The following is a 15,547-nucleotide window of genomic DNA, read 5'->3' as shown; positions in this document are numbered from 1 at the left end:
GGTACCCGCGTTGGACAGGCGCGCCCACGTTTCCATCCGTGTGCTCGGAACGGCACTGGCCGGAGCACTGGTGCTCACCACGGTCAGCGCGTGCGGCGGACAGGGCGGCGGGCCGGTCACGCTCAAACTGGTCGCCGCGGACTACGGGGAGAACGCCGAGACCAGCTCCAAGCACTACTGGGACGAGGTCTCCAAGGCCTTCGAAGCGGCCAACCCCGGCATCAAGGTCCAGGTCGAGGTGGACAGCTGGACCGACATCGGCAAGAAGGTCGACGACATGATCGCGGCCGGGAAGACGCCGGACCTGCTGCAGACCGGCGGGTTCGCGGACCAGGTCGCCGCGGACCGGCTGTACCCGGCCGCCGACGTGCTCTCCATGGACACCCAGGCCAAGTTCATGGACAACTTCTCGCACGCCGGGCAGGTGTTGGGCACCCAGTACGGGATCCCGTTCGTGTCGTCCTCGCGGGTCCTCTTCTACAACAAGGCGATCTTCCGGCAGGCGGGGATCACCCAGCCGCCGACCACCTGGAACGAGCTGCGCGCGACGGCCGAGAAGATCAAGGCCAAGGTGCCGGGAGTGACCCCGTACGGGCTGCCGCTGGGGCCCGAGGAGGCGCCGGCCGAGTCGATGCTGTGGACGCTGAGCGGCGGCGGGAGCCTCTCCGACGACGTCGGCAACTACACCATCGACAGCGACCAGAACCAGGCGACGTTCAGCTGGCTGAAGAACAACCTGGTGAGCACCGGGCTGACTTACCCGGACCCCGGCAAGATGAACCGCACGCCGGCGTTCCAGGACTTCACGGCCGGGAAGGTCGCGATGCTCAACGGGCACCCGACGCTGCTGCGGATGGCGTCCGCCGCGAACATCGAGTTCGGGACGGCGGCGATCCCGAAGAAGGACGGCGTCGGGCGGACCGGGAGCCTCGGGGTCGCCGACTGGATGATGGCGTTCAAGGCCAACGGGCACAAGAACGAGATCAAGAAGTTCCTGTCCTTCGTCTACACCAAGGACTACCAGCTGAAGTTCGACGAGCAGTACAACCTGCTGCCGGTCACCCAGGACGCCTTCAACCAGATGTCCTCGGACCCCAAGCACGCGGACCTCAAGCAGTTCGCGGTCGGGCTGACCAACGCGAGCTTCTACCCGTTCGGGGATCCCGTCTGGGGCGAGGTCAGCAACCGGATCAAGGCGGGGATCGGGCAGGCGGTGACCGGGGACCCGAAGCAGGTGCTCGGGGGGCTGCAGGACGCGGCGATGAAGGAAGCGGCCCGGGTCCGGAAGCAGTAGGGACCCGGACCGGCCTCGGTCAGGGGAGGGTGATCGCGTAGGCCTTGCGGAGGGTCTCGTGGACCGTCCAGGTGGTGCGGTCGCCCTCGCGCAGCACGGCGCAGTCGCCGGGGCCGACGATCAGGGTCGGGCCGCCTTCGATCTCGATGGTGGCCCGGCCGCTCAGCACCACGAACATCTCGTCGGCCTCCACGTCGGTGACCACGCCCGGGGTGATCTGCCAGATGCCGCGCAGCTGGCGGCCGTCCGGAGACTCGGTGAGGACCTTCCCGGTGACCTCGGGGGTGCCGGAGACGATCTGTGACGGGTCGAGGGGCTCGGGGGTGAGGTCGGCGGTGGGGATGTGGGTGGTGAAGCTCGTCATGGGGCCGACCGTAGTGCGGCGGGGGCGGGTGTGCGGGGCGCAGGGTGTGTCGGGGTTCGGCGGGAGAATGACACTCCGTAGGTCCGTGGGGGATGCGCGGAGGTGTTTTCGGTGGGCGAGCTGAGTGAGCGGGACCGGGCGGTGCTGGCGCTGGAGGGGCGGCAGTGGCGGACGGCGGGGGCCAAGGAGCGGGCCATCCGGGAGGAGTTGGGGCTCTCCTCCACTCGGTACTACCAGGTGCTGAACGGGTTGTTGGACCGGGAGGAGGCTTTGGCTTTTGCCCCGGTGCTGGTGAACCGGTTGAGGCGGGTTCGGGAGGGGCGGCGGGCGGCTCGTTGACGGGGGTCTGGGTCGTTGTCCGGGGGGTGGGGGTCGGGCGGGGGTGCGTCCTGAGCGAAGGGCTGCCGTCCACGTGGGAGTGCCGGGGGATGGGGGTAAGGGGGTGGGTATGGATTTTGAGGAGATGTACGTGCCGGCCACTGCTGCCGGGCGGGATGGGTTGAGGGCGATTCTGGCGGGGCCGGGGGAGGCGGTGGTCGCGCTCGACTTCGATGGGACGTTGGCGCCGATCGTGGCGGACCCGGGGGCGGCGCGGGCGCATCCGGGAGTGGTGGGGGTGTTGCGGGGACTGGCCTCGGTGGTGGGGGCCGTGGTGGTGGTGACGGGGCGGCCGGCGGGGGTGGCGGCGGAGTTCGGGGGGTTCGAGGGGGTCCCGGGGCTGGTGGTGCTGGGGCACTACGGGGCCGAGCGGTGGGAGGGGGGTGTGGTGACGGCGCCGGAGGTGCATCCGGGGGTGGCGGGGGTGCGGGTGGCGTTGCCGGAGGTGTTGGAGCGGGTGGGGGCGCCCGAGGGGACGTGGGTGGAGGACAAGGGGCGCTCGGTGGCGGTGCACACCCGGCGGACGGAGGCGCCGGAGGAGGCGTTGGAGCTCTTGCGGGCGCCGGTGGAGGAACTGGCCGCCGAGTACGGGTTGGTGGTGGAGCCCGGGCGGCTGGTGCTGGAGCTGCGGCCGCCGGGGGTGGACAAGGGGGCGGCGCTGACCGGGTTCCTGCGGGAGCGTGGGGCGCGGTCGGTGCTGTACGCGGGGGACGACCTGGGGGACGTGGCGGCCTTCGCCGCGGTGGAGAAGCTGCGCGGGCAGGGGCTGGCCGGGCTGCTGGTGTGTGCCGGGGCGGTGGGGGACGCGCCGGTGCGCGAGCTGGCCGACCGGGCGGATCTGGTGGTCGGCGGGCCCGAGGGTGTGGTGGAGCTGTTGGGCGCCCTGGGGGAGGCGGTCAGAGGGCGTTGAGCTGGTCGAGGAACCACTGCTGCGGGGGGAGCGCGGTGGCCGCGGCGGCGAGGCGCTTGGTGCGGTCGGCGCGTTCCTCCGGGCTCATGGCGAGGCCGGTGTGCAGGGCTTCGGCGGTGGCGATGACGTCGTAGGGGTTGACGGTGAGGGCGTCGTCCCCCAGTTCGGCGTGGGCGCCGGCCTCGCGGGAGAGGACGAGGGCGCAGCCGTGGTCGGAGACCACGGGGACCTCCTTGGCGACCAGGTTCATGCCGTCCCGGATCGGGTTGACGAGTGCCACGTCGGCCATGCGGTAGGCGGCCAGGGAGCGTGGGAAGTCGTCGTTGACGTGCAGGATCAGGGGTTGCCAGGTGGCGGTGGCGAACTCGGCGTTGATCTCCTCGGCCAGGCGTCGGACCGCGGCGGTGTAGTCGCGGTACTCGGCGAGGTCGGTGCGGGAGGGGTAGGCGAAGGCGATGTGCACCACCCGGTCGTGCCACTCGGGGCGGGTGCGGAGCAGGTGCCGGTAGGCCTGGAGGCCGCGGACGATGTTCTTGCTCAGCTCGGTGCGGTCGACCCGGACGACGGTGCGGCGGTCGCCGACGGCGGTGCGGAGGGCGGCGAGGCGTTCGTCGACGTCGGGGCGGTGGGCGCGTTCGCGGAGGAAGTCGGCGTCGGCGCCGAGGGCGTGGACGCCCAGGCGGGTGGTGCGGCCGTCGTGGGTGACGGTGAGCTGCTCGTGGTCGACGGCCGCGCCGAGGAGGTCCTCGCAGCAGGCGGCGAAGGCGCGGGCCCAGCGTTCGGTGAGGAAGCCGGCCCGGTCGGCGCCGAGGATGCCGGTGAGCACGGCGCGGGCGACGTCGTCGGGGAGCAGTCGGTAGTACTCGGGCGGGGCCCACGGGGTGTGGGAGAAGTGGCCGATCCGCAGGTCGGGGCGGGCCTCGCGGAGCAGGGCCGGGACGAGGGAGAGGTGGTAGTCCTGGACCAGGACCGCGGCGTTCGGGGCGGCTTCGGCGGCGAGGGCGTCCGCGAAGGCGCCGTTGTACGCCTGGTAGGCGGCCCATTCGGTGCGGAAGTCGCCGTCGAAGGACGGCGAGGTGGGGGTCGCGTAGAGCAGGTGGTGGACGAACCACAGGGTGGAGTTGGCGACGCCGTTGTAGGCGTGGGCGAAGGTCTGCGGGTCGATGTCCAGCATCCGTACGGCCTGGCCGCCGACCTCGTGCCCGGCGAGGTCGAGGCGGCCGTCGGGGGCTTCTCTCGCGGCTCGGCGGTCGGCGTCGCCGAGGGCGGCGCAGACCCAGACGGCGTGGGGGTCGTCGATCGCGGAGAGGCCGGAGACCAGGCCTCCGCCGCCTCGGCGAAGGGTCAGCGTGCCGTCGTCGGCGGTGCTGAACGACACCGGTCCCCGGTTGGAGGCCACCAGGACGGGGGCGGTGCCGGTGGCACTCGAACGTTCGGTCGTGAGATCGCCCATGGTTGGGATGTTGCCTCGGGTTCGGGGTGGCAAACCCCGTGGGCCCCTCAGTGTCGGGCGGCGTATTCGGGGACGGTGTGCATCGGGGGGCGCTCCAGGGCCGTCACCGGGTGGGTGTGGGCGGTGAAGGAGCGGGTCTCCGGGTCGCGGGTGAACTGGGTGAGGTGGGGGTGGACCAGGTCGGCGGAGGCCTTGAGGCGGTGGGTGCGGTCGAGGCGTTCCAGGGCGGTGCGGTAGATGGTGGCGGCCATCCGGCCGAGGGCCTGGCCGTCCTGGTGGCGGTGGTGGCGGACGCCGACGTCGACCTGGGCGAGGGCGTCCAGTCCGGCCAGTTCCAGTGCGTCGACCAGGAGGCCGAGTTCGACGCCGTAGCCGGTGGGGAAGGGCAGTCGTTCGAGCAGTGAGCGGCGGGCCGCGTACTCGCCGCCGAGTGGCTGGACGAAACCGGCGAGTTCCGGCCAGTGGAGGTTGAGCAGCGGGCGCGCGACGAGTTCGGTGACCCGGCCGCCGCCGGTGGGGACGATCGCGGCGGATTCCCCCGTGGCGGAGCCGATCGTCGTCACTTCCAGGGGGCGGTCGTACATGGCCTTGACCAGCTGGAGCTCCTCGTCGGTCAGCAGCGGGCCGATGATGCCGGTCACGAAGGCCGGGTCGAACTCGCGCAGGTCGGCGTCGACGAAGCAGACGATGTCGCCGTGGGTGACCAGCAGGGAGCGCCAGAGCACCTCGCCCTTGCCGGGGACGGCGGGCAGCCGGGGGAGGATCGCGTCGCGGTGCTCCACCCGGGCGCCGGCGGCGGCGGCGACGGCGGCGGTGTCGTCGGTGGAGCCGGAGTCGACCACGACGAGTTCGTCGACGAGGGGGATCCGCTCGATCAACTCGCGGCGGACGGTGCGGACGATGTCGCCGACGGTGGCCTCCTCGTCGAGCGCGGGGAGGACGACGCTGATGGTGCGGCCGGTGCGCCGTTTGGCCTCCAGCAGGGTGTGCACCGGCCGGTCGGCCGCGCTCCACGAACGGCGGCGGAGCCAGGACGCCGCCTGCGGGAGGAGTGCGGGGGTCGGTTCGGCGGGCACGGTGACTCTCCTCGGCGGGCTGGGTGGAACGGGCCATCTCGCTTGGCGGACGGACCCTTTCGGGACGGACGCCTTCGGATACAGTCTTCGTACAGCGGTTGGACCTTTGCACGCCGGGGTCGCCGCTGAACCACAACTTCACATGCTCATCCAGAGGGACTGAGGGAACGGCCCGTTGACGTCCCGGCAACCTTCTCGCCCGGCTGTCGTCGACAGGCCCCGGCGGGACAGGTGCCAATTCCGGCCCGTGGCGCGACCGCGCCACGGGGAAGATGAGGAGAGAGGCCTCGCCATCATGGCTATCACTGTGTCGACTGCTTCTGGCGCCGCACCCTCCGCCGGCCTTCGGCCGGGGGGACTCCCGCCCGTCGACCTCGGCCCCGCCGCCGCGCTGTCCTGTCGGGAGTGCGGCACCCGCTTCCCGCTCGGCCCCAGCTTCGCCTGCCTGGAGTGCTTCGGGCCGCTGGAGATCGCGTACGAGTTCGGCAGCGAGGGCGCCGAGGAGCTGCGCAAGCGGATCGAGTCCGGCCCCGCGTCCATCTGGCGCTACGCGCCGCTGCTGCCGGTGCCGGCCGACGTGGCTTCGAAGCCCAACCTGAACCCCGGCTGGACCCCGCTGGTAAAGGCGGACAACCTGGGCCGGGAGCTGGGGTTCACCGCGCAGCTGCACGTGAAGGACGACTCCGGCAACCCGACCCACTCGTTCAAGGACCGGGTGGTGGCCTGTGCGATCGAGGCGGCCCGGGCGTTCGGCTACACCACGCTGTCCTGCTCCTCGACCGGCAACCTGGCCGGTGCGGTGGGTGCGGCGGCGGCCCGGGCCGGGTTCCGTTCGTGCGTCTTCATCCCGCACGACCTGGAGCAGGGCAAGGTCGTGATGGCCGGGGTGTACGGCGGCGAGCTGGTGGGCATCGAAGGCAACTACGACGACGTGAACCGGTTCTGCTCGGAGCTGATCGGGGACCCGGCCGGCGAGGGCTGGGGCTTCGTCAACGTCAACCTGCGGCCGTACTACGGCGAGGGTTCCAAGACGCTGGCGTACGAGATCTGCGAGCAGCTGGGCTGGCGGCTGCCGGAGCAGATCGTCATCCCGATCGCCTCGGGCTCGCAACTGACGAAGATCGACAAGGGGCTGCGGGAGCTGATCGAGCTGGGTCTGGTGGAGGACCGGCCGTACCGGATCTTCGGCGCCCAGGCGGAGGGCTGCTCGCCGGTGTCGGCCGCGTTCAAGGCCGGCCGGGACGTGATCAGGCCGGTGAAGCCGGACACCATCGCCAAGTCCCTGGCGATCGGCAACCCGGCGGACGGCCCGTACGTGCTGGACATCGCCCGCCGGACGGGCGGCGCGGTCGAGGACGTGACGGACGCGGAGGTCGTGGCGGCGATCCGGCTGCTGGCCCGGACCGAGGGCATCTTCGCCGAGACCGCGGGCGGGGTGACCGTCGGCGTGCTGAAGAAGCTGGTCGAGACCGGTCAGCTGGACCCGGCCAAGGAGACCGTCGCGATCAACACCGGCGACGGCCTGAAGACGCTGGACGCCGTCTCCGAGGCCGGGATGACCACCGTCATCCGCCCGACGCTGGACTCCTTCCGCGCCGCCGGCCTCGCGTCCGCCTGAACCGCCCCACCCCCGCTAGGAGAGCCATGAGCGCCAACGTCCGCATCCCCACCATCCTGCGCACCTACACCGGGGGCGCCGCCGAGGTGCCCGCCGGGGGCGCCACCCTGGCCGAGGTCATCGCCGACCTGGAGAAGAACCACGCGGGCATCTCCGCCCGCATCCTGGACGACACCGGCAAGCTGCGCCGCTTCGTGAACGTGTACGTGAACGACGACGACGTGCGGTTCGCCGACGGTCTGGCGACCGAGATCAAGGACGGCGCGAGCGTCTCGATCATTCCGGCGGTGGCCGGCGGCTGCTGAGCCGCTCGCACCGCCTCCGGGCCCGCTGCGCGGCCGCCCGCGCGTACGGAATTCCACTCTCCGTGCGCGCGGGCGGCCGCTTGCATTTCGGCGGGAATATTCCGGGTCGAGTCGGAGTAGAGTGTGGCTCGGCTGGGAACAGGGTGCGTCCTCCCGCCGTGGGGCGCTTCGCCCGAGGGTGTCCGTGGAGTGGGACCGGCCCGGGAAACATGTCAGGCAGATGTCAGAATTCCTGCAGGCATTTGAGTAATTCGTCCGCTATGTCCGGCGCGGAATGCCGAGTTCCTCCCGATTTGTTCGGTGTTGTCTCTTGACGGGCTGCGGAATTCCCAGCGGTTGACCCTGTTGCAGAGGGCGTCGATCCGGATACATTCAGCGGCGGTCGACGTAATCAACCGCTCACGGAAGCCGTCCGGTGTTCCCGTGCGGAGGATTGCGGCGTGCACGGCTGCGCCCAGGGGGGGTTCCCCGGGCCGGCCTAGAAACCAGACCCGGGCCCGCGACCTGCGGGACCGTGAAGGGCCAGCACAGCACTAGGGGAGTTCGGAATGGCTCAGGGCACCGTCAAGTGGTTCAACGCGGAGAAGGGCTACGGCTTCATCGCGGTCGACGGTGGTGCGGACGTCTTCGTCCACTACAGCGCGATCCAGATGGACGGCTACCGCACCCTCGAGGAGGGCCAGCGGGTCGAGTTCGAGATCTCCCAGGGACAGAAGGGCCCGCAGGCGGACATGGTCCGCGCGGCGGTCTGACCCCTTTCGAATCCAGGAGCTCGGCGCGGCCCACGGCTGGTGACCACTCGCTTCTCGACGGGCCCGTACGACACGCGTCGTACGGGCCCGTTCGCGTTCCCGCACGGCCTCGGGCGGGAGTCGGTGCGGGCCCGGACGACGGCTCGCGGGTCGTCGATTGGGCTTGCACTCGACCACCCGGAGTGCTAATCATTGCGTTAGCACTCACAGTGTGAGAGTGACAGCGGACCGGGTCGGTGAGGCCCCCGGGAGCGGCAGGGGAATGGACCTCCGCACACCAGGGCCGTCCGTCGCGGGCACCCCTTGGTCCGAGCAGTCGACCGTGTCCCGGAGGACCACTTCTGATGGCCAAGATCATCGCCTTTGATGAGGAAGCTCGCCGCGGCCTTGAGCGTGGCATGAACCAGCTCGCCGACGCAGTGAAGGTCACGCTCGGCCCCAAGGGTCGCAACGTCGTGCTGGAGAAGAAGTGGGGCGCCCCCACGATCACCAACGACGGTGTCTCCATCGCCAAGGAGATCGAGCTCGAGGACCCGTACGAGAAGATCGGCGCGGAGCTCGTCAAGGAGGTCGCCAAGAAGACCGACGACGTCGCGGGTGACGGCACCACCACCGCCACCGTGCTCGCCCAGGCCCTGGTTCGCGAGGGTCTGCGCAACGTCGCCGCCGGCGCCAACCCGATGGCCCTGAAGCGCGGCATCGAGAAGGCCGTCGCCGCCGTCTCGGACCAGCTGCTGGCCCAGGCCAAGGACGTGGAGACCAAGGAGCAGATCGCCTCCACCGCCTCCATCTCCGCCGCCGACACCCAGATCGGCGAGCTGATCGCCGAGGCCATGGACAAGGTCGGCAAGGAAGGCGTCATCACCGTCGAGGAGAGCAACACCTTCGGCCTGGAGCTCGAGCTCACCGAGGGCATGCGCTTCGACAAGGGCTACATCTCCGCCTACTTCGCCACCGACCTGGAGCGCATGGAGGCGACCTTCGAGGACCCGTACATCCTCATCGCCAACTCCAAGATCGGCGCGGTCAAGGACCTGCTCCCGCTGCTGGAGAAGGTCATGCAGAGCGGCAAGCCGCTCGTCATCATCGCCGAGGACGTCGAGGGCGAGGCCCTGTCGACCCTGGTCGTGAACAAGATCCGCGGCACCTTCAAGTCCGTCGCCGTCAAGGCCCCGGGCTTCGGCGACCGCCGCAAGGCCATGCTCGGCGACATCGCCATCCTCACCGGTGGCACCGTGATCTCCGAGGAGGTCGGCCTCAAGCTGGAGAACGCCGGCATCGACCTGCTGGGCACCGCCCGCAAGGTGGTCATCACCAAGGACGAGACCACCATCGTCGACGGTGGCGGCGACAGCGAGCAGGTCGCCGGCCGCGTGAACCAGATCCGCGCCGAGATCGAGAACAGCGACTCGGACTACGACCGCGAGAAGCTCCAGGAGCGCCTCGCCAAGCTGGCCGGCGGCGTGGCCGTCATCAAGGCCGGCGCGGCCACCGAGGTGGAGCTCAAGGAGCGCAAGCACCGCATCGAGGACGCCGTCCGCAACGCGAAGGCCGCCGTCGAGGAGGGCATCGTCGCCGGTGGTGGCGTCGCCCTGCTGCAGGCCGGTGTCGCCTTCGACAAGCTGGAGCTGGACGGCGACGAGGCCACCGGTGCCAACATCGTCAAGGTCGCGCTCGAGGCCCCGATCAAGCAGATCGCGACCAACGCCGGCCTGGAGGGTGGCGTCGTGGTGGAGAAGGTGCGCAACCTCCCCGCCGGTCACGGCCTGAACGCCGCCACCAACGAGTACGTCGACCTGGTCGCCGAGGGCATCATCGACCCGGCCAAGGTCACCCGTTCGGCGCTGCAGAACGCCGCCTCCATCGCGGCGCTGTTCCTCACCACCGAGGCCGTCATCGCCGACAAGCCGGAGAAGGCCGCCGCGGCCGCCGGTGGCGGCATGCCGGGCGGTGACATGGACTTCTGATCCTGATCGCTCCGATCGGGTCGGTTGACTCCTCGTCCGCGTGGGCGGTCCCCTTCGGGGGCCGCCCACGCGGCGTTTCCGGGCCGCGGGCGTTTCGCGAGAGGATGGGCGGATGGCTTCCGACGACATCGAGACCGCCCTGCACAACGCGCGGGCACTGATCCTGGCCGACCTCACCGCGCGGGACGTGGCGGACGCCGCCGTCGTCTCGCTGGTCGAGGACGCCGTCACCCACCGCCGCTGGTGGCTGGAGCAGTGGCCGGACGGCACCGAGTACGTCCTCGGGCTGGTCGCCCAGGACGTCCAGGACGCGCTGCTGGAGGCGTACGGCCGGTGGCCGCTGTGCACCGCCTGCGCGGCCGACGGGGACCCGCACGCGCTGGGCGTGGAGCCCGAGTTGGGGCCGGAGCCGCACTGGGTGTGCGGCAAGCAGGGTGTCGTGGTGGCGCCGGTGGGGGAGCTCGGTTAGAGGGTTTCGAGTTCGGCGGCCAGGTTGGCGCGGGCGGCCGCCGTGAAGCGCTCGCGGGCGGCGGGGGTGCGGTAGAGGGCCGGGAGCGCCAGGAGTTGACGCAGGACGGCCGCGCGGCCCGCGCGGAAGTCCGGCTCCGGGACGAAGGCGTACTCCTCGCGGACGGCGGCCGCGTAGGCCGCGTACGCCTCCGGGGTGCCGCCGAGGACGGCGAGGTCCGCGTCGCAGAGCACCTCGCCGTCGCGGTCGCCCGGGGCCGGGTCGTGGGTGACGGTGAGCAGGACGAGCCGTTCGGCCTCGGCGACGCGCTCGGCGGGCAGTCCGGCGGCGGTGAGCGTGCGTACGGCCAGGGCGGCGCTGCGCTCCTCGTTCTCGGTGCGGTCGGGGCGGTAGACGGCGTCGTGGAACCAGGCGGCGAGCCGGACGGCGTCCGGGTCGACGGCGTGCCCGGCGAGGTCGTCGACGTGGCGCAGGACCGCGCGCAGGTGCTCGGGGGTGTGGTAGCGGCGCTGCGGCTCGGACCAGCGGCGCAGCAGCTCCCGTCCGTACGGTTCGGGGTCGTCGGCGGCGCCGCAGCGGTTGAGCAGGGCGGTCCAGGCGGTGAGCAGGTCCTCGGTCGGCATGGGCACATTCTGTCGGCTGGTTCGGGTGGACGGGATGTGCCGGTCGGCGATATATGTAGTCGTATGACAGAACGCTCCATGCAGGAGCCGACGCTGCTTCTGCTCACCGCGCTGGCCGATGCCCCGAGACACGGCTACGCGCTCATCCAGGAGATCGCCGCGATCTCGGACGGCCGGGTCAAGATGCGTACCGGCACGCTGTACGGCGCGCTCGACCGGCTGCTGGGCCAGGGCCTGATCGAGGTCGCCGCCGAGGAGGTGGTGGACGGCCGCGCCCGGCGCACCTACGCGCTGACCGACGCCGGTCGGGGCGCGCTGGCCACCGAGGCCGAGCGGCTGCGGGCCGTGGCCACCGAGGCCGAGCGGCGGCTGTCCGTCGCCGTTGTCAGTCCGAGGGTCAGGGGGGCCTTCGCATGAGTGATGCGACCGTTTTCGCCGTTCGGACGGCGCTGGCGCTCTACCCGGGGCGCTACCGCCGCGAACGTGGGGACGAGCTGGCCGTGGTCTTCGCCGACACGACCGCCGGGGCCGGGCCGATGGCCAAGATCCAGGAGCTCTTCGACCTGGGCGCGTACGGCCTGCGGATGCGGACCGGGCTGACCTCCACCTCCGCGGGCGGGCGGCTGGCGGCGCTGGCCGCTCCGCTGGTGGCCGGGGCTGCCGGAGGTCTGGCGGCGGGCCAGGCGCTGCTGGGCTACCTGGAGTCCGGCGTGCCGCACGGGGGGTGGGGGCTGCTGCACTTCCTGCCCTACTGGGCGCTGCTGGGGGCGGCGATGCTCTCCGCCGTCGCGGCGCTGCTCGGACGGTGGACGGTGGCGAAGGTGCTGGCCGGGGTGTCGGCGCTGGCCGCGGTGGTGGAACTCGTTTGGGTGGCGACCCGTCCGGAGGTCACCCAGCCGCTGTGGGTGTTCCTGGAATCCTTCCAGTGGGACGGGCCGTTCGTGCTCTGGGCCCTGGTGCTGCTGGCCGCGCCCAAGGAGGGGCTGCCGGTGCCGAGCTGGCGGGAGCGCGGCCTGCTGCTGGCTGCGGCGGCGCTGACCCCGGTGGTGGCGTTCGCGGACAACGTCTACACGAGCTGGTACCACCTGGACCGGCAGTGGCGGGCGCTGATGATCGTCGTCCCGCTGCTGATGGCCCTGGCAGTGGTGCGCGGCTGGTACCTGGTGGCGGTTCCGGGGCTCGCGGCGCTGCCGTGGACGTTCAGCGTCAACCTGCACGCGCTCTGGCAGCAGGAGGGCGGGGCCTGGAAGCTGCTGCCGATGGCCGGGCTGACGGTCGTGGCGGCGGTGGCGCTGGTGCTGGTGGGGCGCCGGCGGGGTGCGGCCGGGCCGGGTGGGCGGCAGCTGGCCTGAGGGGGCCGAAAGCCGGGGTGTGGTCTCGCCGGGGCCGGTCGCATGTGGCAGGCTGTCTCATATGTCTAGACCAATTTTCGAAGTCATCGCGCTGACGCCCCAGGACGCCCAGGCTGCCGAGTCGGGCGGCGCCGACCGGCTCGAACTGGTCACCGACATGGCCGCCGACGGGCTCACCCCGTCCGTCGAGGACTTCGCCCGGATCCGGGCCGCCGTCGGCATCCCGCTGCGCGTCATGCTCCGGATCCGGGACGGCTTCGCCCCCGGCGACCTGGACGAACTGTGCGCCCGGGCCGCCGCGCTGCGGGCCGAAGGGGCCGAGGAGTTCGTCCTCGGCTTCCTCGACGCCGAGGGCGCCGTCGACCTGGCCGCGACCACGACCGTGGCCGAGGCGATCGCCGGTTGCTGCTGGACCTTCCACCGGGCGATCGACCACGGCGCCGACCGCGCCGCCCTGCGCGCCGCCGTCGGCGCGCTGCCCGGACTGGACACCTTCCTCACCTCCGGCGCGGCCGCCGGGGTGGACGCCGGGCGCGAGGTGCTGGCCGCCGAACTGGCCCGTACGGGCGAGCCCGGCTACACCCAGCGGATCCTCATCGGCGGCGGCCTGCGGGCCGAGCACCTCAAGGAACTGCGGGCGGACGGCTTCGACGCCTTCCACGTCGGCGGCGCGGTGCGGGTCGACGGCTGGCACACGCCGGTCGACGCGGCCAGGGTCGCCGAGTGGCGGGCACTGATCGACGCCTGAAGCCACGGAAGAGGGGCCGGTTCCCGCCGGCCCCTTTCCGCGCTACCGGAGCTGCTCGGGCAGCGGCTCGCCGTGCAGCACCGTCAGGCCGGAGACGGCGCGGGTGAGCGCCACGTAGAGCCGGCGCAGGCCGGTTCGCTCGTCCGGTTCGCCGGCGATCACCGCGGCCGGCTCGTCCAGCACCACGTAGTCGTACTCAAGGCCCTTGGCCAGCGAGGCCGGGACGAGCGTCAGCCGGGCCTCGGTGCTGGTCTCGGTGCCGGGGGAGAGGAACGGCAGCCCGGCCGCCCTGAGCAGCTCGGCGAGCTGGGGGATCCGGGCGTCGGCGGCGATCAGGCCGGTCGAGCCCTCGTTTTTCAGGGCCTCCCGGCAGGCGTCCAGGACGGCGTCCTCCCACGCGGTGACCGGGCGGATCACCAGCGAGCCGGGGGCGTCGCGGACCGAGGTCGCCGGGGCCAGGCCGGGGGCGATCGCGGGCAGCAGCCGGGAGGCGTACGCGATGACCTCCTCGGGCACCCGGAAGCCCTTGGTCAGCTCCTCCACGTGCGCGTCCGGCTTGCCCAGGTGGTGCAGGGCGTCCGGCCAACTCGCCGTCGCCCAGGGGGTGGTGCCCTGGGCGAGGTCGCCGAGGACGGTCGCCGAGCCGGTGGTGCAGCGGCGGCCGACGGCGCGGTACTGCATCGGGGAGAGGTCCTGGGCCTCGTCCAGCACCACGTGTCCGAGCGAGGGGGTGCGCTGCACCAGGTCCGTCGCCTCGTCCACCAGGACGGCGTCGGCCGGGGTCCAGCGGGCGGTCTTCACCGAGCGGCCGGGCTTGGGCCACAGCACCGCCTGCTGCTCCTCGGCGGTCAGCACGCCCTCGGCGCACTCGGCCAGGAACTCCGGCTCGGAGAGCAGCCGCAGCACCAGCTTGGCCGGGTCGACGGCCGGCCAGCACTCCTTGACCACGGCCTTGACCGCGCTGTTGCGGGCCACCGCGTCCTGCACCCGGTCGTCCGGGGCCTCGCCGCCCTGCTCCATCTTCAGCAGCACGGCGTGCGCGATGCGCTGCGGCAGGGCGTCCCGGGCGGCGCCGTAGCGGATGTCGCGGCCCTTCAACTCCTCGATGATCTCGGCCAGTTCGTACGCCGGGACGCGCCAGCGGCGGGAGCCGCGGACCACCACGCACGGCTCGGTGGGCAGCGTGATGCCCGCCCGTACCGCGCGGCGCAGCACCTCGGCCATCCGGGCGTCACCCTTCAGCCGGGCCGCCTCCGGGTCGTCCTCGCCCCTCACCTCGACGTGGGCGACCAGCTGCTGCACGGTGGCCTGGGCGACCTCCAGCTCGCCGAGGGCGGGCAGTACCTGCTCGATGTACGAGAGGAAGGCGTTGTTCGGCCCGATCACCAGGGTGCCGGTCCGGGCCAGGCGCTCGCGGTGCGCGTACAGCAGGTAGGCGACGCGGTGCAGGCCGACGGCGGTCTTCCCGGTGCCGGGCGCCCCCTGGACGCAGATGGTGCCCGTGATGTCGGAGCGGACGATCTCGTCCTGTTCGGGCTGGATGGTGGCGACGATGTCGCGCATCGGGCCGACGCGCGGCTTCTCGATCTCGGCGGCGAGCAGGGCGGAGGCGGTGTCAGCCTCGGACGGGTCGGTGAGGTGCTCGTCCTCGTAGGCGGTGAGCTCGCCGCCTGTGTAGCCGAAGCGGCGGCGGCGCTCGACGTCCATCGGCTCGGCGCGGCTGGCCCGGTAGAACGGCTGGGAGACCGGCGCACGCCAGTCGATCACCATCGGGTCGCCGTCGGCGTCGTGGACGTGGCGGCGGCCGATGTAGAAGCTCTCCCCGCCGCCGCCCTCGCTCAGCTCATCGCTGACCGCGTGCAGGTAGTCGAGGCGGCCGAAGAACAGCGGGGTGTCGGAGAGGTCGGCCAGGGCGGCGATCCTGGCCTCGATCTGGTTCTGGAGGATGACGGCGGACACCCAGGTGCCGGTCACGTCGCGCAGGTCGAGCGACTCGACGTCCTCGCGCATCGCCCGCAGCGCGGACCGGGACGCGGCCAGGTGGTCGCGTTCGCGCTGGAGGGGGTCGGTGGTGGGGGTGGCGGGCACAGCGAACCTTCCCGGCTGCCCCGGTGACGGGCGCAGCGGATCGATGGAGCTCACGGTGGTGTACGGGCCGACCGGTTGCCGTGCGGTCGGCGCCTCCCCCGGCTGCCTGCGGGACACCGCCAGGTACCACGGTTCGGGAGGGGGCAGGCG

The 15,547-nt window shown here is 72.1% G+C and carries 16 protein-coding genes and 1 riboswitch; of the genes, 11 read left to right on the top strand and 5 right to left on the bottom strand.

The window, feature by feature from the left end:
* The first annotated feature begins 40 nt into the window (after positions 1-40).
* Entirely contained in the window at positions 41-1,294 is a 1,254-nt protein-coding gene (locus BOQ63_RS21560; RefSeq protein ID WP_223885999.1) for an extracellular solute-binding protein, read from the top strand.
* Positions 1,295-1,313: 19 nt separating this feature from the next.
* Here BOQ63_RS21560 and BOQ63_RS21555 read toward each other — a convergent pair whose 3' ends face one another.
* Positions 1,314-1,658 (bottom strand): cupin domain-containing protein, encoded by a 345-nt coding sequence (locus BOQ63_RS21555; RefSeq protein WP_030291200.1) that lies wholly within the window; start codon positions 1,656-1,658, stop codon positions 1,314-1,316.
* A gap of 111 nt (positions 1,659-1,769) precedes the next feature.
* Here BOQ63_RS21555 and BOQ63_RS21550 point away from each other — a divergent pair, with 111 nt between their 5' ends.
* Both BOQ63_RS21550 and otsB read left to right on the top strand, forming a co-directional pair.
* Positions 1,770-1,997 (top strand): DUF3263 domain-containing protein, encoded by a 228-nt coding sequence (locus BOQ63_RS21550; protein WP_030291202.1) that lies wholly within the window; start codon positions 1,770-1,772, stop codon positions 1,995-1,997.
* Between the two features lie 109 nt (positions 1,998-2,106).
* Positions 2,107-2,946: a trehalose-phosphatase gene (gene otsB / locus BOQ63_RS21545; RefSeq protein WP_030597698.1), complete on the top strand. Its 840-nt coding sequence runs from the start codon at positions 2,107-2,109 to the stop codon at positions 2,944-2,946.
* On the opposite strand, the gene BOQ63_RS21540 is transcribed toward otsB, so the two are convergent.
* Positions 2,933-4,399 carry an alpha,alpha-trehalose-phosphate synthase (UDP-forming) gene (locus tag BOQ63_RS21540; RefSeq protein WP_030289661.1) on the bottom strand — a complete coding sequence of 489 codons (1,467 nt, stop codon included), beginning with the start codon at positions 4,397-4,399 and terminating at the stop codon, positions 2,933-2,935. The two genes, otsB and BOQ63_RS21540, sit on opposite strands and share 14 nt — an antisense overlap.
* A gap of 47 nt (positions 4,400-4,446) precedes the next feature.
* Positions 4,447-5,475, bottom strand: a complete 1,029-nt coding sequence (locus tag BOQ63_RS21535; RefSeq protein WP_030289662.1) for a glucosyl-3-phosphoglycerate synthase — start codon at positions 5,473-5,475, stop codon at positions 4,447-4,449.
* Positions 5,476-5,618: 143 nt separating this feature from the next.
* Positions 5,619-5,754, top strand: a riboswitch (SAM riboswitch).
* A gap of 16 nt (positions 5,755-5,770) precedes the next feature.
* Between BOQ63_RS21535 and thrC the strand changes: the two genes are divergently transcribed.
* The 5 genes from thrC (at position 5,771) to BOQ63_RS21510 (ending at position 10,586) form a co-directional block, all read left to right on the top strand.
* Positions 5,771-7,093 (top strand): threonine synthase, encoded by a 1,323-nt coding sequence (gene thrC / locus BOQ63_RS21530; protein ID WP_030552601.1) that lies wholly within the window; start codon positions 5,771-5,773, stop codon positions 7,091-7,093.
* Positions 7,094-7,119: 26 nt separating this feature from the next.
* Positions 7,120-7,398, top strand: a complete 279-nt coding sequence (locus BOQ63_RS21525) for a MoaD/ThiS family protein (RefSeq protein ID WP_030289664.1) — start codon at positions 7,120-7,122, stop codon at positions 7,396-7,398.
* A 548-nt stretch (positions 7,399-7,946) separates the two neighbouring features.
* Positions 7,947-8,150, top strand: coding sequence for a cold-shock protein (locus tag BOQ63_RS21520; protein WP_030289665.1), 204 nt, complete (start codon positions 7,947-7,949; stop codon positions 8,148-8,150).
* Between the two features lie 344 nt (positions 8,151-8,494).
* The gene (gene groL / locus BOQ63_RS21515; protein ID WP_030289666.1) at positions 8,495-10,117 is read left to right on the top strand and encodes a chaperonin GroEL; all 1,623 of its coding nucleotides are present in this window, start codon (positions 8,495-8,497) and stop codon (positions 10,115-10,117) included.
* 112 nt (positions 10,118-10,229) lie between these two features.
* Positions 10,230-10,586 (top strand): DUF8819 family protein, encoded by a 357-nt coding sequence (locus BOQ63_RS21510; RefSeq protein ID WP_030289667.1) that lies wholly within the window; start codon positions 10,230-10,232, stop codon positions 10,584-10,586.
* Here the strand turns inward: BOQ63_RS21510 and BOQ63_RS21505 are convergent.
* Positions 10,583-11,209 (bottom strand): HD domain-containing protein, encoded by a 627-nt coding sequence (locus BOQ63_RS21505; protein ID WP_072654812.1) that lies wholly within the window; start codon positions 11,207-11,209, stop codon positions 10,583-10,585. The genes BOQ63_RS21510 and BOQ63_RS21505 overlap by 4 nt on opposite strands.
* A gap of 63 nt (positions 11,210-11,272) precedes the next feature.
* Here BOQ63_RS21505 and BOQ63_RS21500 point away from each other — a divergent pair, with 63 nt between their 5' ends.
* From BOQ63_RS21500 to BOQ63_RS21490, 3 genes are all read left to right on the top strand, one after another.
* The gene (locus tag BOQ63_RS21500) at positions 11,273-11,626 is read left to right on the top strand and encodes a PadR family transcriptional regulator (protein ID WP_046386326.1); all 354 of its coding nucleotides are present in this window, start codon (positions 11,273-11,275) and stop codon (positions 11,624-11,626) included.
* Positions 11,623-12,561, top strand: coding sequence for a hypothetical protein (locus tag BOQ63_RS21495; RefSeq protein ID WP_143174757.1), 939 nt, complete (start codon positions 11,623-11,625; stop codon positions 12,559-12,561). The genes BOQ63_RS21500 and BOQ63_RS21495 overlap by 4 nt, the downstream gene beginning before the upstream one ends.
* Before the next feature lie 61 nt (positions 12,562-12,622).
* Positions 12,623-13,309 carry a copper homeostasis protein CutC gene (locus tag BOQ63_RS21490; RefSeq protein WP_030289671.1) on the top strand — a complete coding sequence of 229 codons (687 nt, stop codon included), beginning with the start codon at positions 12,623-12,625 and terminating at the stop codon, positions 13,307-13,309.
* Between the two features lie 42 nt (positions 13,310-13,351).
* Here BOQ63_RS21490 and BOQ63_RS21485 read toward each other — a convergent pair whose 3' ends face one another.
* On the bottom strand, positions 13,352-15,397 hold the full coding sequence (locus BOQ63_RS21485) for a HelD family protein (RefSeq protein ID WP_223885998.1): 2,046 nt from the start codon (positions 15,395-15,397) through the stop codon (positions 13,352-13,354).
* Between the last annotated feature and the right edge of the window lie 150 nt (positions 15,398-15,547).

It is taken from the genome of Streptomyces viridifaciens, assembly GCF_001888885.2.
Classification (GTDB): domain Bacteria; phylum Actinomycetota; class Actinomycetes; order Streptomycetales; family Streptomycetaceae; genus Kitasatospora; species Kitasatospora aureofaciens.
This window is presented reverse-complemented; position numbering and strand designations above follow the sequence as displayed.

Coding starts and splice junctions, on each gene's coding strand:
- BOQ63_RS21500 (WP_046386326.1), top strand. CDS start 11,273: ATGACAGAACGCTCCATGCAGGAGCCGACGCTGCTTCTGCTCACCGCG.
- BOQ63_RS21505 (WP_072654812.1), bottom strand. CDS start 11,209: ATGCCGACCGAGGACCTGCTCACCGCCTGGACCGCCCTGCTCAACCGC.
- BOQ63_RS21490 (WP_030289671.1), top strand. CDS start 12,623: ATGTCTAGACCAATTTTCGAAGTCATCGCGCTGACGCCCCAGGACGCC.
- otsB (WP_030597698.1), top strand. CDS start 2,107: ATGGATTTTGAGGAGATGTACGTGCCGGCCACTGCTGCCGGGCGGGAT.
- BOQ63_RS21510 (WP_030289667.1), top strand. CDS start 10,230: ATGGCTTCCGACGACATCGAGACCGCCCTGCACAACGCGCGGGCACTG.
- BOQ63_RS21520 (WP_030289665.1), top strand. CDS start 7,947: ATGGCTCAGGGCACCGTCAAGTGGTTCAACGCGGAGAAGGGCTACGGC.
- BOQ63_RS21495 (WP_143174757.1), top strand. CDS start 11,623: ATGAGTGATGCGACCGTTTTCGCCGTTCGGACGGCGCTGGCGCTCTAC.
- thrC (WP_030552601.1), top strand. CDS start 5,771: ATGGCTATCACTGTGTCGACTGCTTCTGGCGCCGCACCCTCCGCCGGC.
- BOQ63_RS21540 (WP_030289661.1), bottom strand. CDS start 4,399: ATGGGCGATCTCACGACCGAACGTTCGAGTGCCACCGGCACCGCCCCC.
- BOQ63_RS21555 (WP_030291200.1), bottom strand. CDS start 1,658: ATGACGAGCTTCACCACCCACATCCCCACCGCCGACCTCACCCCCGAG.
- BOQ63_RS21525 (WP_030289664.1), top strand. CDS start 7,120: ATGAGCGCCAACGTCCGCATCCCCACCATCCTGCGCACCTACACCGGG.
- groL (WP_030289666.1), top strand. CDS start 8,495: ATGGCCAAGATCATCGCCTTTGATGAGGAAGCTCGCCGCGGCCTTGAG.